Source organism: Diaphorobacter sp. B2A2W2, assembly GCF_056730635.1.
In genome coordinates this window covers 103,425-116,943 of sequence record NZ_JBWZOR010000006.1, presented here as the reverse complement: position 1 = coordinate 116,943, position 13,519 = coordinate 103,425, and the positions used below count along the sequence as shown (strand labels likewise).

The following is a 13,519-nucleotide window of genomic DNA, read 5'->3' as shown; positions in this document are numbered from 1 at the left end:
GATGATAGAATCCGTTTGAACGAAATCCGATGACGGAGTTGCCAATGGCCCAGCCGAACCAAGAAACGATCCATGACCTGCTCGTGAGGAATATCCCGCGTGAGCTTGTCATGGGCCTCGAAGAAGCCAAGCTGGTCGGCGCGCAACGTGCCTATGCCGCAGCGCGCGGGATGGATGACGGGCACTTGCCCAGCGTGGTCGGTCAGTTGCGACACTTCCATATGAATGAGTCGTTCCATCGCGCACTCGCCGTTGCGGACGCATCTCCTTCACCGCTGCGCGGCAATCAGATCGTCACGGGTCGGTCTGGGATCTTTACCTTGGCACGGTTCAACACCAAGTATGGGGTCTGGAACAGCGGGCGGCGTAGCGAAACCCGAAAACAGATGTCGCTGGCAAACGCAGCCATCGAGCCACTGGTTCAACCCGGGCTCTTTTCAGGCTACGTGGAGCCATCCCAAGCGGTTGTGTTCGTCGTGGCCTGCTTTGCAGGATCGCTGCACAGCCAGCCGGACACACCCGTCTCCATCGAAATCGCGGTTCCAGATCGCCACATGCAAGGCTGGCTTTTCCGGGAACCCATTGACGCATTCATCAAGCGCTACGACCAGCAGCTGACAGCAGGCCAGGACGATTTGGCTGTGCCGAAGCTGAAGAAGAACATTGGCAAACAACAAGACAAAGACGGAACAGGATCATGAGCAGGGGTGGTGTACAAGGATTTCAGAAAGATCGACTCAGCCAAATTCTTGCGGCCCGTCGTCTGACTCAAGTCCAGCTGGCCTCAATGGTCGATGTGTCTCCGGCGACCATCAGTAAGTGGCGCGCAGGAACGCAAGCGCCCGAGCGTGATGCGCTTGAACGCCTTGCTGGCGTGGTCAACGTCACACCGGAATGGTTTACGCGTGCGCCCGGGGCGAAGTTGTCGTTGCCGCTTTTTCGCAGCAACGCGTCAGCGCACGTCGCTGCACGCGCCATGCTTGAGGCCCGCTTGGAGTGGGCCCAAGACGTGGCGGCTGCCCTGATGGAGTACGTTGACTACCCCGATGTCAATTTGCCCTCTCGTGATTACACCGAGCCGGAGCAGATCACCAACGAGGACATCGAGAAGGCTGCCTGCGAATGCCGGGATCTGTGGCGTTTGGGCCGCTCGGCGATTCAAGACTTGGCACTGGCCGTGGAAGGCGCTGGGGTCATCCTCGTTCGGGAAGAAACCGGCGTTGCCCAGATTGAAGGGCTGTCGGCTTGGAGCGAGGTATTGGGCCGACCGTTGATTCTCCTGTCTGCCGACAAGGACAATGGTTACCGCAGTCGCTTCGACCTTGCCCACGAAATCGGGCATCTTGTTTTGCATCGTCACATTCAACGCACGACTGATAGCGCACGCCACAAGTTGATGGAGCAGCAGGCACACCGTTTCGCAGGCGCATTTTTGCTGCCCGCCGAAACGTTCGCCAGCGAAGTTCGTGTGCCACCGACTCTGGATGACTTGTTGCTGTTGAAGCGCCGTTGGGGCGTGTCGGCGGCGGCGATCATCATGCGGCTCAAGGCACTTGAGATGCTGGATGAAGATGGTGCTCTGATGCTTTTCAAGCGTCGCTCTGCTCGGTGGGGTGCGAAATCAGAACCCGGAGACGAGGATCGTCGCCCAGAGCAGCCACGTCTGCTTCGTCGCACCATCGATCTGTTGGTCGAAGAGAAGGTCATGCCTTTGGACGCCATCCCGAGACACATCGGACTGGCTGCGGGCGACGTGGAAGCACTCGCCGGATTGCCCGAAGGCTACTTCCAGGGCAAAACCAATGTCGTGGAGTTTGCACGGCTGAAAGCAACCCAGAAGCAGGTTGATGACCAACCAGCCCAAGGCAATAAGGTGGTGCCATTCCGGCCCGTCTCCAAATCCTGATGTGAAAGGAACAGCGATGTCCAAGAACACAAAGCAGACGTCCTCACGAATTGGTCGGCTGGCGTCGGAAACGCTGCAAAGCAGCAGTTCGTCGCAAGTAGCCAAGAGTCTGGCCGCCTCGGCACTGTCTCAGCGCAGCGGCGACAAACAGACCGGTGCCCAGATGGAGGACAAGGCCGCACGCGTTTTGGCCAGCGACCGATACGCCAAAGAGACGAAAGAACTGGCGGCTTCGGTTCTGTCCCAAGCCAACAAGCAGCGCTGAGCCAGGGAGTCGAGTCCCTCATGTCACAGGATCTGAGCGACTCGCAACTGAAGGATCTCTGGCGTCAGGGAAAAATCCCGGTCATCTTCAAGCGCAATAAGCCACTCCCGGTCTTGGCACGCATTCCGTTTGCCGAAGGGAACATGGAGTGGCTGCGGGATGGCCGACGCTCGAAGCCCGACTGGTGTGCGCAGTTCAAGGCCTGGGAAATTCCGACTGCGTGGTTCGACAGCGTGATCAAACTTGCGCTGAGACGACACCAAGAGGTCTATGTGATCCAGTTGTACCGGGAGCACCAAAAATGCGCTCCGGCGTGCTGGAATGCGTCGGGCTTTCATTGCGAATGCTCCTGCATGGGGGAGAACCACGGCGGTGGCCATCCAGGCGGTAACTGGTACGAGGTTTCCGAAACCTTCGCCGTGTCCTGGGGCCAGCAGCGCTATTCATGCCGCCATCTGAAGGTCAAGAACCCCGGGCGCTGACCGGGGCAGCGCAAGCTATCGATGGTCGGAAATGCGCGGAGACAGCCAAAGTCCACCCGGACCTCCGCATCGTATATAATCTCGCCTACGGTATCCTCGCCGGTGCGGCAGGAAGGTTCGCTCTAGTAGGGGACTACACCACCAAATTACTGCTTTGGCGCCACGCGCAACTGGCGATGATCTGCAAAAAATCCCTAAGTATCAAAGACTTAGGGATTTTTTTTGTCCAAGGCGTTCCATCACAGTCCAAGAACAACCGTCCCATTGTGCAGTAACTTTTACAGGAACCTCCGCAAGGACGTCTGTTGCTCTAAAAAGTTACTGTTGCTCGTTTTTCCCTTTTTATGCCTATACATCTGGAGCACCTGGGCATTCCAGGGAGCCACCGGATCCCCGCAGCACATCCCCCGCTGCGGTTCAAGGACAGATAGCTTAGATAGAGGACACATCGCGCCGGGCCACCAAGGGGGTGGAGATGATGTGATGACGACCACAACAACTGACGTGCTTATGCGTCTGCCAGCTGTGCTTCAGGTGTTTCCTGTGAGCCGTTCTGGTTGGTATGAAGGTGTCCGGACAGGACGCTACCCTGCGCCGGTCAAACTTGGCGCACGCGCAGTCGCTTGGCGGCGCTCGGATATTGAGCGACTGGTAGCAAATGGCAGCTATGAACCAGCGCCGTCTGGGGGGCGCGCATGAGTGCCGAGGGGCGCTACGCTCGTTGCCGTGCCATGCCCTGAGCGGTACCAGTCAAACGCCCCAAAAAAAGAAAGCGCCTCGGCGGCAACCGGGGCGTATCGCCAACTGCCAAGCGGCATCTGCACCGTAGCATGTAGAGAGCTTCCGACCGAATAGCTGGTGTGATTCAGTGAGTGGGTACTCGCTGCATTTAGACAAAGGCAGTCATTCGTTGCTCGTGAATCGTCTTCTTTGTGTCAATGGACCCGGACAGTCCAAAAAACCTAGGATTTCTGGACACTCTTCGCACGATCGTTTTTTGCCCTCCGCGCGCTATACCAAATGTGCAATAAGCCATTCACCTATCAACGTCCAACAAAGGAGTCTCGATATGGCACACATTGGGTACGCGCGGGTCAGCACGCACGAGCAGAACTTGGATCTGCAACGTGATGCGCTGGCGCGCGCAGACGTAGCGCAGATCTCCGGGTTTGACGCTGCGAATGGTGGTGTCAGAGAGGGCCATGGTAGCCATACAGTAACTTCTCCAGTAACATGAGGAACCACGTATAGGCAAACTCATTGCTTTTGCGGGGTCGGCTCTGGTTTTCGAGAGCGTCCCAGCCACCACATACAACGCCCAACCATTCGGTTGGGCGTTTGTTTTTGCACTGCCACGCTGCATGGAACGACGCAGTGGTTGCGTGTCCTCATCCTCTAACGCTGCACAGGACCTCTCCGTGATTCGGGGCCCCGTCTCTTTCACGGAGCGGTAGTCCTTGCTTTGGAAGCCAATACGTGCAGGCACGGGCACGGGGCGTACAGCAGCCACGCACTGTCCATTCCCCCAAAGATCCCGCGCTGCGGGCAGCTCTACGCAGGGCGACACTTCTGGCTGCATGTACGTCCATGTGTCATGAGCGTGTGACGGCTTTGAACTACAGTGACCGGATGCAAGACTTTTCACGCACGCTTTCGCTGACGGGGGCGTCCAACTTCCGTGATCTGGGAGGCTATGCGGGGCTGGATGGACGCACGGTACGCTGGCGCCGGTTGTTCCGCTCCGATCATCTGGCGGCCCTGACACCACAGGACGCGCAGGTGCTGGCCGGTCTGGGGCTGACCCGCTCGGTGGACTTCCGCGGGCTGGTGGAGAGCGCGGCCCAGTCGTATGCGCTGCCGCAGGTGCGCTATCACGCGCTGCCGATCGAGCCGACCGTCGTGCAGCGCGCGAAGGAGCTGGCGGTGGCGGGTCAACAGATTACGGCACCCGTTGCGGTAGGGCTGATGCAGGACACCTACCGCGCTTTTGTTTCCGACAACGCGCAGCAGTTTGCGGGCTTGTTCGAGCAGTTGCTGGCAGAGGATTCTCCCCTGGTCTTTCACTGCACTGCGGGCAAGGACCGCACCGGTTTCGCCGCGGCCCTGATTCTGCTGGCGCTCGGCGTGTCGCGCGAGGTGGTGATGCAGGACTACCTGTTGACCAACGCTCTGTACCGTCGGCCCGCGGGGCTGGTCAGCTCTGCGCCGCAGGAGGTGCTGAACGTGATCTGGCGCGTGCAGGAGGACTTCCTGGAGGCCGCATTGCAAGCCGTTGACCAGGACCACGGCGGCGTGCAGCGTTACCTGGAGCGTCGACTGGGCGTGGACGATGCTGCACGCAGCCGCCTGGCGCAGCTGTACCTGCAGCCGCTGCCGGAGTGAGGCGCCGCGGCCGTGCGCCCTGGGTCGCTCGGGTATAAAAAAAGCAGCCCGGAGGCTGCTTTTTTTGCGAAACCCGCGCCACGGTGTCAGAGCGTGGCGTCCTTGAGTTTCTTCAGTGCGCGGGTCTTGATCTTGACCGACGCGGGCTTGGCGGGGAACCAGCGCTCTTCGCCGGTGAACGGGTCCTTGCCGAAGCGCTTCTTCTTGGCGGGCACTTGCTGCAGGCCGATCTTGAGCAGGCCGGGTAGCGTGAACTCGCCGGAGCCCTTCTTGTGCACGGAAGCCAGGATGGCCGTCTCCAGCGCGGCGAGCACGGCCTTGGCGGCCTTGGGCTCGACACCCGCCTGCGTGGCGAGGTGGGCGATCAGCGCGGTCTTGGTGAAGGCTTCCTTCACGGGCTTGATGGCAGCAGGAGCTGCGGGGGCGGCTGCCTTCTTGGCAGGTGCCGCAGCCTTTTTGGCGGCGGTCTTTTTCACCGGAGCGGTGGTCTTCTTTGCAGTTGCCATGATGTCGGATCGTTGTAAGGTGTATAGAAGCAGGCCAGCCAGGCTGGTGATCGGATTCTAGGCGCTGTCTGCGCGCGTGGGGTGCCCTATTCATGCGGGTTTGCGCGAGAAAACCACGCTATCGCGGGCCTGTGGACGGTACAGGGCACGCACGTGCCGCACGGGTGGCGCGCATGCGGGTAAGCTGTGCAACCATTCCCTGATGCACCAGGAGCAGGCCATGAGCGATAGCACCCCTTTCGGCTTCGGGCGTTTCGTCCCGGGATTTGATTTCCTGCAGAACCTGGCCAAGGGCGCTGCGGCGGGTATGCCCACCATGCCGGGGCTGTCGGGCTGGGTGGCGCCCACGGTGAGTGTGGACGAGCTGGACAAGCGCATCCAGGAGCTCAAGGCCGTGCAGTTTTGGCTGGAGCAGAACGCGCGCGCCCTGGCCGCCACCGTGCAGGCGCTGGAGGTGCAGAAGATGACGCTGGCCACGCTGCAGGATATGAACGTGGCGATGGGCGACCTGGCCGCGAGCTTCGGCGCCGCCGCAGGCCAGGACAAGGAGCGGCCCGCCGCACGAGCCGCCGAGCCACCGTCCGCGTTCCCGTTCACTTCTCCACCCACACCTGCACCTGCACCTGCACCTGCACCTGCACCTGCACCTGCACCTGCACCTGCACCGGAGGCGCCGTCCCCGGCCAACGACGCTTCGGCGGCGCGCAGCGCGCGAACACCACCGGACGATGAGGCCGCGCCCGAGCAGACCAAGGGCGCGGCCGACCCGATGCAATGGTGGGGTGCGCTGACCAGCCAGTTCCAGCAGATCGCTGCGCATGCCCTGCGGGATGCGGGCACGCACCAGGCGGCCTTCGATGCCACGCGCGAGATGGCCAGCGGCGCACTCAAGACCGCTTCCAGCATGGCGGCGCAGATGGCCGCGCAGGGCATGCACGGCATGCGCGCGGCGGCGCAGGCCGCCGGTGCGGCGCCTGCGGCAACGCCCGCCCCTGCCGCCGGGAAGCCTTCCGCAAAGGCGGCCGCCCGGCCGGCGACCCAACCGGGCGGCAAGGCCAACGACAAGGCTAACGACAAGGCACGTCCGGCCGCCAAACGGACTGCCGCGGCCAGCGCGGGCGCCAAGCGTGCCCCCGCACCATCGCCCACCCAAAAGGCTGCCGCGTCCCGCACGCGGCGGCCGGCAGGCTGAGCTGCGCGGCGGCGCCTGTACCCCACCGCAGGGCTGACACATGAGACTCTTTCCCAACGCACACGCCACCCATCCGCAGTGGCACATGGCCGCGGTGCTGGTGCTGGCGCAACTGCGGGCGCAGATGGCGCTGCCCCAGTACGCCAGTGCACCCACGCTGGGGCTGCTCTACATCACCGACCACTACGCGGACGATGCCGCGGCCCTGCTGGACCTGCTGCGGCGCGAACTGCCGACGGTCACCGACTGGGCAGGCGCGGTCGGCGTGGGCGTGGCGGGCAACAACGTCGAATATTTCGATGAACCCGCGCTCTCGCTGATGCTGTGCGACCTGCCGCGCGCGCACTACCGTGTGTTCTCGGGCGTGGCGCCGCTGGCGCACGGCGATGCGGCCGGGGTGGGCTTTGCGGCCCACACGGCGCTGGTGCATGCGGACGGCCAGACCCCCGAACTGGCGGACCTGGTGGCCGAGATGGCGGGCCGCACCAGCAGCGGCTACCTGTTTGGCGGCGTGGTGGCCAGCCGCGGGGCGCAGGTGCAGCTGGCGCTGCCCGCCGGGGGCGAGGGCGACGGCGTGCTGCACGGCGGCCTGTCGGGCGTGGCCTTTGATGCGCAGGTGGAACTGGTCTCGCGCGTCACGCAGGGCTGCCAGCCCATCGGCGCGCAGGCGGCCATCACCGCCGCGCAGGACAACGTGGTGCTGGAGCTGGACGGCGAGCCCGCGCTGGACGTGCTGCTGGACACGCTGGGCGTGACGCTGCAGGGCGACGCCCAGGCCGCCCTGCGCGCCGTGCGCGCCACGCTGGCAGGGCTGGAGGACGCGGACGCACCGCAGCGCCAGCGCACGGGCCATTTCGGCGCCGACACGCGCGTGCGCCACATCGTCGGGCTGGACGCGACGCGCAGCGGCGTGGCGCTGGGTGACCATGTCGAGGTGGGCATGCGCCTGGCCTTCTGCCAGCGCAACGTCGGCGCGGCCCGTGCCGACCTGATGCGCATCTGCGCCGAGATCCGTGAGGAGCTATCGCCCCAACTCGAAGAGGCGCAGGCGCTGCCCGCCGCAGGCAGCGCGCCGCATGCCGAGCCGGCGGGCGGCCGACGCATTTGCGGTGCGCTGTATGTGAGTTGCTCGGGCCGCGGCGGGCCGCACTTCGGTGGGCCCAGCGCCGAGCTGCAGATCGTGCGCCATGCGCTGGGCGACGTGCCCCTGGCGGGCTTCTTCGCCGGCGGCGAAATCGCCGCGCACCGGCTCTATGGCTACACGGGCGTGCTGACGGTGTTCGTCGCACCGGACGGGGCTTTATAAGCCTTTTGGGCCTCTAGCGCCCGTCCATCAAGCGCAAACAGCTATGCAATGCATAGCACCGTGGCGCTTGCTCAAACGCCGATGACGGCGGGGCGGGGCGCCGCAGCAGGGCGCGGCAGGCCGCAGAACGCGAAGTCCAGCTCCGGCTCCAGCCCGCTCACGATGCGCGCGATGGACTTGCCCGAGCCGCAGGCGTGCGTCCAGCCCAGCGTGCCGTGGCCGGTGTTCAGGAACAGGTTGCCGTAGCGCGTCTTGCCGATCAGCGGCACGTTGCTCGGCGTGGCGGGGCGCAGGCCACTCCAGAACTGCGCCTGGCTCGCATCGCCCGCCCCGGGAAAGAGCTGCTCCACGCGCCGCACGATGGCTTCGCAGCGCACGGCGTTCAGTGCGCGCTCGTAGCCGTTGAGCTCGGCCGTCCCCGCGATGCGCAGCCGGTCGCCCTGGGCACTGGTGTAGCGCGAGAAGACCAGCTTGTACTCGTCGTCCGTCAGGCTCACCTGGTAGGCGGCGGCCGCGTCGCGCACCGGCAGCGTCACCGAATAGCCCTTGGCCGGGTAGATGGGCAGGCGCAGGCCCAGGGGCTGGGCCAGCAGCGGGGTGAATGCGCCCAGCGCCAGCACGTAGGCGTCGCCGCGCACGCGCTCGTAGCCGCCGGCCTCGTTGGTGATCTCCACATGGTCGATGGCGCCGCCCGCCGGGTGCAGCGCGGTGATGTGGCAACCCAGGCGGAATTGCACGCCCGCGGCCTGGGCCACGCTGGCCAGCGCGCGCGTGAACAGGTGGGCGTCGCCGGACTCGTCCTCCGCCGTGTAGGTGGCGCCCGCCAGCTGCGGGCGGACGTGGGCCAGGGCTGGCTCGATGCGCACGGCCTCGTCTGCGTCCACCACGCGGCGGTGGCAGCCCAGCGCACGCATCTGCTCGGCGGGCGCCAGCGCGGCGTCGAACTCCTGGGTGCTGGTGTAGAAGTGCAGGATGCCCTGCGTGCGCTGGTCGTACTGCAGGCCCGTGTCGGCGCGCAGTTGCTGCAGCGTGCTGCGGCTGTAGCTGCCCAGGCTCACGATCTGCTCGATGTTGTGGCGCGTGCGCGCGGGCGTGCATTCGCGCAGGAATTGCAGGCCCCAAAGCCACTGGCGCATGTCCGCGCGCAGGCGAAACAAGAGCGGCGCATCCTCTTTGCCCAGCCACTGCAGCACCTTGAGCGGCGCGCCGGGGTTGGCCCAGGGCTCGGCGTGGCTGACCGAGATCTGGCCGCCGTTGGCGAAGCTGGTTTCCGCACCGGGCACAGCCTGCCGGTCGATGACGGTGACCTCGTGGCCGAGTTGCTGGAGGAAGTACGCAGAGGTGGTGCCGACGACGCCGGCGCCGAGAACGATCACGCGCATGGTTTACAAGCCTTTTTCAAGGTTTGCGCAGGCAGGGCGCGCGCGAGCAGCTATTGAATGAATAGCGAACAGCGGGCGCGACATGGCCTGGCTGCCGCTCCCCCTGTCCTTGGTACCTGAGAGATTCATGCCGCGCGGGACCGTGCGCGGCACTTGCTCCTTCGGTGCGCCACGGCGGGCGTGGCGGCTCTCCAGACGGCTGTGTGGGTGTGCAGTACGGAACCTGAGCGTGTATGGGAGTTTGCGCCTTCGGTGAAACGGCACATGGCCGTTTGCTCTCCTGCGCCGGCCATCGTAGCTGCGCGGGCGCGATGGCCCCAGCGGGCTAACCCTCAGACCATGAACACGCTCTCAGGGTGGGGCGCTGGGCGCATGCTCAGGGGTAGACCGCTTCGCCCAGGTTGAGCATGAGGCGGTTGGCCCAGGCGAACAGCGCGGCGGCGTGCACCGTGTCCAGGATTTCCAGGTCGCTCAGGCCCGCGGCGCGCAGCGGCGCGAGGTGCTGCGGCCCGAATGCACCGGGCGCGCGCGTGAGCGCGGCGCTGGCCTGCGCCAGCGCGCGTTCGCGGGCGTTGGTGCCGGCGCTGTCGGGGTCGGTGAAGATCTGCGCGATCACGTCGTTGCGCTTGGCCAGCTGCTCGAAGCGCTGCGCATGCACCGACGCGCAGTACACGCAGCCGTTGATGCGCGAGACCACGGTGGTGGCCACCTCGCGCTCCGCGCGCGGCAGGCCGCCAGGCGCATACATGATGGCGTTGAACGCCTCCGAGCGCTCGGCGAGCACGCGGGGCTGGTGCGCCAGCACGAGGTAGAAGTCCGACGTGCGTGCCTTGGGGTGGCTTGCGTCCAGCACGGCGTTCTGCTCGGCGCTGGCGGTGGCGGGGTCCACCACGGGCAGCCAGGCCTTCCAGTCCAGCGTCTCGCTGGTGTAGCCGGCCAGGCGCAGCGGCTCGCCGGGCGGGGGTAGGTTGGCAGGGTGCACGAAGGGCGCGTCCGGCGTGGTGGGAGCGACCGCCGTGGCTGCGGTGCCCGCGGGGCCGAGGGCGGCCAGCGCCGCCACGCCGGCCACCAACCGCGCCTGGTAGGCCACGAAGCCGATGAGTTGCGCGAGCAGCACCACGTCCGGCGTGGCGAGGCCCGCCTGGGGCAGGGCGAGCAGGGCCGCGCGGTCGGCCGCAGCGGGCTGCGTGGCCAGCAGCTGCGTGAAATGCGTGATGGCTTGCCAGCGGGCATCCGCCGCGGGGGCGGGCAGGCCGGCCAGGCGCGCGCCGTAATAGTCGGCCAGCGTTGCCACGCCGCTGGCGGCCGCCACGGCCTGGGCCACGGACAGGCGCTCGGCCAGCGCCAGGCCCCCGGGCAGTGCTGGCGCGAGCAGCAGGTCTTCGCAGGCCTGGGTGGCGGTGATGGCCTTGGCGCGCTGTTGGCGCGCGGCCTGGGCATGGGGGGCATGGCCCAGGCGGGCGAGTTGGTCGATGGTGTCGGTCATGGCGAAGGCAGGATGCGTTGGGAGGTGTCGGCGGGCGTCCATTCGTCGCCCAGCAGTTCCGGCTCGGCATAGGCCTGCAGCGCGGCGAAGTGGTGCTCCACGTCCTCGCGGTACAGCAGGCCGGCGATGCCGCTGGCCAGGCGCCGTGCACCGTCGCTGATGGCGGGGATGTCGCCCGACACCGTGCCGTGTGACAGCGCCGCCGGGTAGCAGAAGCAGTGGATGCGGTCCAGGCCGGGGCAGGCGCCGGCGGCTTTCTCGCGGAATTCGAACGCCGGGCCGAGGTCGGGCGAGTCGGACAGTTCGCGATCTTCATCGCCGGCGGGCGGCTGGTAGCGCTCGCCCCAGGTGCGCACATGGCGCGCAAACGGCGCGAACTCGGGCTTTTGTGCCCAGTCGATCACGAAGCCCGTGGCGAGAACCAGGAAGTCGAATGCGAACGTGCCCTGGGCCGTCGCCACGTGCAGCGCGTCGCCCACCTGCGTGACGCCCTGCACCGCGCAACCGAAGTGGAAGAACGCATGGGCGTGCCGCGACACGCGCAGCGTGCTGCCGTGCGGCGGCGGCACCTGCTGCACGTTGATGTAGTGGCGTATGCGCCACTTCCATGCGTCGGGCAGGTCGTGGTGCCCTTGCGTGAGGCCGGGCACGCCCGAGCCCTTGGACTTGTTCACCGTGGGCATGACCGCGCGACGCGCGATCAGGTCCACGCTGGCGGCGCCGCATTCCAGCGCCGTGCCGGCGCTGTCCATGGCGGACGAGCCCATGCCGATCACGCCCACGCGCTTGCCCTTGAGCGTGGCGTAGTCCAGCACGTCGGACGAATGCGCCCACAGGCCACCCTGTGCGGCGTGGGCCACGCCCCGCATGAAGGCAGGGACCTGCGGGCCGCCCAGGCCGTCGCGGCCCGTGGCCAGCACCACGCGGCGCGCCAGCCAGGTGGCGTGGCCGGTGGGGGTCTGCACGTCCACCGCCACCAGGCCGTCGGCGCGTGGGTGCACGGCGGTGACGGTGTGTTCATTGCGCACGTCGGCCTGCGTCACGCGGCGGTACCAGCGCAGGTAGTCCATCCACTGCAGGCGCGGGATCTTGTCGAGCGCGGCCCAGGCCTCGCGGCCCCACTGGGCCTCGAACCAGGCGCGGAAGGTGAGCGAGGGCACGCCGAGCGCGGGGCCGGTGAGCTCCTTGGGCGAGCGCAGCGTGTCCATGCGCGCCGTGGTGGCCCATGGGCCTTCGTAGTCGGCGGGCGCGCGGTCCAGCAGCACGGCGGCAATGCCCTGCTGCGCCAGCGCCATGCTGGCCGCCAGGCCTGCCTGGCCGGCGCCGATGATGAGCACGTCGGTGACGGGCTGCCCTTCATGGGTGCGTGGAGGCAGCCATGCGCGGGCACGCCAGTTGAGGGTGAGCAGGTCGTGCCGCAGGCGGTCTTCGAGGGCGGCCAGGCCGGCCACCCCCAGGGGAAGCGAAAAAGACATGGAGGACGTCGAAGAAAGCGTGGAGGGCGAAATCAGTCGATGCTGATTTTGGCGTCCTTCACCACCTGCGCCCACTTCGCGCGGTCCTTGTGGACCGTCTGGCGGAACTGCTCGGGCGTTTCGATGCGCACCGTGTTGCCCTGCGACTCGAAGCGCTGGCGCACGTCGGGCTGCTCCAGCACCTCGCGCAAGGCGGTGTTCAGCTTCTGGACCACGGCCGGGTCGGTGCCCTTGGGGGCGAAGATGCCGAACCAGATCGAGCTGTCAAAGCCCTTGGTGCCGGGCAGGCCGCTGGCGCCGATGGGCGGCACCTCCTTCACGGCCGCCACGGGCTTGGCCGTGGTCACCCCCAGCAGGCGCACCTTGCCGGTCTTGTAGTGCGGCAGCACGGTCTGCACCTGGTTCATGATGCAGCAGGTCTCTCCGCGCAGCACCGAGGTGATGGCCTCGGGCCCGCCCTTGTAGGGCACGTGCACCATGTTCAGGCCCAGGCGCGCATTCAGCTCGGCAAAGGCCATGTGCGTGCCCGTGCCGTTGCCGGTGGATGCGAAGTTGTACTTGCCCGGGTTGGCGCGCACGGTCTCGACGAACTCCTTGAGGTTCTTGGCGTCGATCACCGCGGGGTTGATGGTGAGCACGTTGGACACGTCGATCAGCGGGGCGACGGGCACGAAGTCGGCCTCCACGTCGAACGGCAGGTTCTTGTAGAGCGCTGCATTGCTGCCGTGCGTGGCGGCCGTACCGAAGGCCAGGGTGTAACCGTCGGCCTTGGCGCGGGCCACGTACTCACTGGCGATGTTGCCGGCCGCGCCGGACTTGTAGTCGATCACAACGGGCTGGCCGAGTTTCTGGCCCAGCGGCTCCTGCACCGCGCGCGCCACCACGTCCACGCCCGACCCGGCCGGAAAGCCCATGATCAGGGTGACGGGCTGCTTGGGCCAGTCCGTGGCCTGGGCGAGAGCGGATGTGACGGTCAGCAGCGTGGCCAGGGCGGCGGTGGCGTGGCGCAGGAGGGGCATGGCGAATTTCCTTGTGATGGGTCAGTGCAAGGCGGCGCCCTATCGTGTAGGCGCAGCCGAAACACACCCATTGTGGAGAAATTCACATGCGCACGCGCTATATGCATATGGACGGCCC

The 13,519-nt window shown here is 66.4% G+C and carries 14 protein-coding genes and 1 riboswitch; of the genes, 8 read left to right on the top strand and 6 right to left on the bottom strand.

Features of this window, described 5'->3' with window-relative positions:
• The first annotated feature begins 44 nt into the window (after positions 1–44).
• The 5 genes from AC1PPL_RS12110 (at position 45) to AC1PPL_RS12090 (ending at position 3,352) form a co-directional block, all read left to right on the top strand.
• The gene (locus AC1PPL_RS12110; protein ID WP_479973349.1) at positions 45–701 is read left to right on the top strand and encodes an alpha/beta hydrolase; all 657 of its coding nucleotides are present in this window, start codon (positions 45–47) and stop codon (positions 699–701) included.
• The gene (locus AC1PPL_RS12105) at positions 698–1,906 is read left to right on the top strand and encodes an XRE family transcriptional regulator (protein ID WP_479973348.1); all 1,209 of its coding nucleotides are present in this window, start codon (positions 698–700) and stop codon (positions 1,904–1,906) included. The genes AC1PPL_RS12110 and AC1PPL_RS12105 overlap by 4 nt, the downstream gene beginning before the upstream one ends.
• Positions 1,907–1,922: 16 nt before the next feature.
• Complete coding sequence (locus AC1PPL_RS12100; protein WP_020200504.1) at positions 1,923–2,171, top strand: hypothetical protein; 249 nt, start codon at positions 1,923–1,925, stop codon at positions 2,169–2,171.
• Between the two features lie 20 nt (positions 2,172–2,191).
• Positions 2,192–2,653 carry a hypothetical protein gene (locus AC1PPL_RS12095; RefSeq protein WP_150982218.1) on the top strand — a complete coding sequence of 154 codons (462 nt, stop codon included), beginning with the start codon at positions 2,192–2,194 and terminating at the stop codon, positions 2,651–2,653.
• 483 nt (positions 2,654–3,136) lie between these two features.
• Complete coding sequence (locus AC1PPL_RS12090; protein ID WP_479973347.1) at positions 3,137–3,352, top strand: helix-turn-helix transcriptional regulator; 216 nt, start codon at positions 3,137–3,139, stop codon at positions 3,350–3,352.
• Between the two features lie 337 nt (positions 3,353–3,689).
• Here the strand turns inward: AC1PPL_RS12090 and AC1PPL_RS12085 are convergent, their stop codons facing one another.
• On the bottom strand, positions 3,690–3,866 hold the full coding sequence (locus AC1PPL_RS12085) for a hypothetical protein (RefSeq protein WP_479973346.1): 177 nt from the start codon (positions 3,864–3,866) through the stop codon (positions 3,690–3,692).
• Positions 3,867–4,282: 416 nt separating this feature from the next.
• On the opposite strand from AC1PPL_RS12085, the gene AC1PPL_RS12080 reads away from it, so the two are divergent.
• Entirely contained in the window at positions 4,283–5,035 is a 753-nt protein-coding gene (locus tag AC1PPL_RS12080; RefSeq protein WP_312844271.1) for a tyrosine-protein phosphatase, read from the top strand.
• 86 nt (positions 5,036–5,121) lie between these two features.
• On the opposite strand, the gene AC1PPL_RS12075 is transcribed toward AC1PPL_RS12080, so the two are convergent.
• Positions 5,122–5,541 carry an HU family DNA-binding protein gene (locus AC1PPL_RS12075; protein WP_011806976.1) on the bottom strand — a complete coding sequence of 140 codons (420 nt, stop codon included), beginning with the start codon at positions 5,539–5,541 and terminating at the stop codon, positions 5,122–5,124.
• A 220-nt stretch (positions 5,542–5,761) separates the two neighbouring features.
• On the opposite strand from AC1PPL_RS12075, the gene AC1PPL_RS12070 reads away from it, so the two are divergent.
• Together AC1PPL_RS12070 and AC1PPL_RS12065 are read left to right on the top strand one after the other, a co-directional pair.
• The gene (locus tag AC1PPL_RS12070) at positions 5,762–6,733 is read left to right on the top strand and encodes a PhaM family polyhydroxyalkanoate granule multifunctional regulatory protein (RefSeq protein WP_479973345.1); all 972 of its coding nucleotides are present in this window, start codon (positions 5,762–5,764) and stop codon (positions 6,731–6,733) included.
• Between the two features lie 40 nt (positions 6,734–6,773).
• A complete protein-coding gene (locus AC1PPL_RS12065) occupies positions 6,774–8,039 on the top strand; it encodes an FIST signal transduction protein (RefSeq protein ID WP_123676808.1) in 1,266 nt (421 codons plus the stop codon).
• 71 nt (positions 8,040–8,110) lie between these two features.
• On the opposite strand, the gene AC1PPL_RS12060 is transcribed toward AC1PPL_RS12065, so the two are convergent.
• The 4 genes from AC1PPL_RS12060 to AC1PPL_RS12045 form a co-directional block, all read right to left on the bottom strand.
• A complete protein-coding gene (locus AC1PPL_RS12060; protein WP_479973344.1) occupies positions 8,111–9,421 on the bottom strand; it encodes a D-amino acid dehydrogenase in 1,311 nt (436 codons plus the stop codon).
• A 93-nt stretch (positions 9,422–9,514) separates the two neighbouring features.
• Positions 9,515–9,626, bottom strand: a riboswitch (glycine riboswitch).
• A 171-nt stretch (positions 9,627–9,797) separates the two neighbouring features.
• Positions 9,798–10,907 (bottom strand): peroxidase-related enzyme, encoded by a 1,110-nt coding sequence (locus AC1PPL_RS12055; protein WP_287740274.1) that lies wholly within the window; start codon positions 10,905–10,907, stop codon positions 9,798–9,800.
• Positions 10,904–12,382 (bottom strand): NAD(P)-binding domain-containing protein, encoded by a 1,479-nt coding sequence (locus AC1PPL_RS12050; protein WP_123676806.1) that lies wholly within the window; start codon positions 12,380–12,382, stop codon positions 10,904–10,906. The genes AC1PPL_RS12055 and AC1PPL_RS12050 overlap by 4 nt, the downstream gene beginning before the upstream one ends.
• A gap of 32 nt (positions 12,383–12,414) precedes the next feature.
• Complete coding sequence (locus AC1PPL_RS12045; RefSeq protein ID WP_011806970.1) at positions 12,415–13,401, bottom strand: Bug family tripartite tricarboxylate transporter substrate binding protein; 987 nt, start codon at positions 13,399–13,401, stop codon at positions 12,415–12,417.
• Positions 13,402–13,519: the final 118 nt, after the last annotated feature.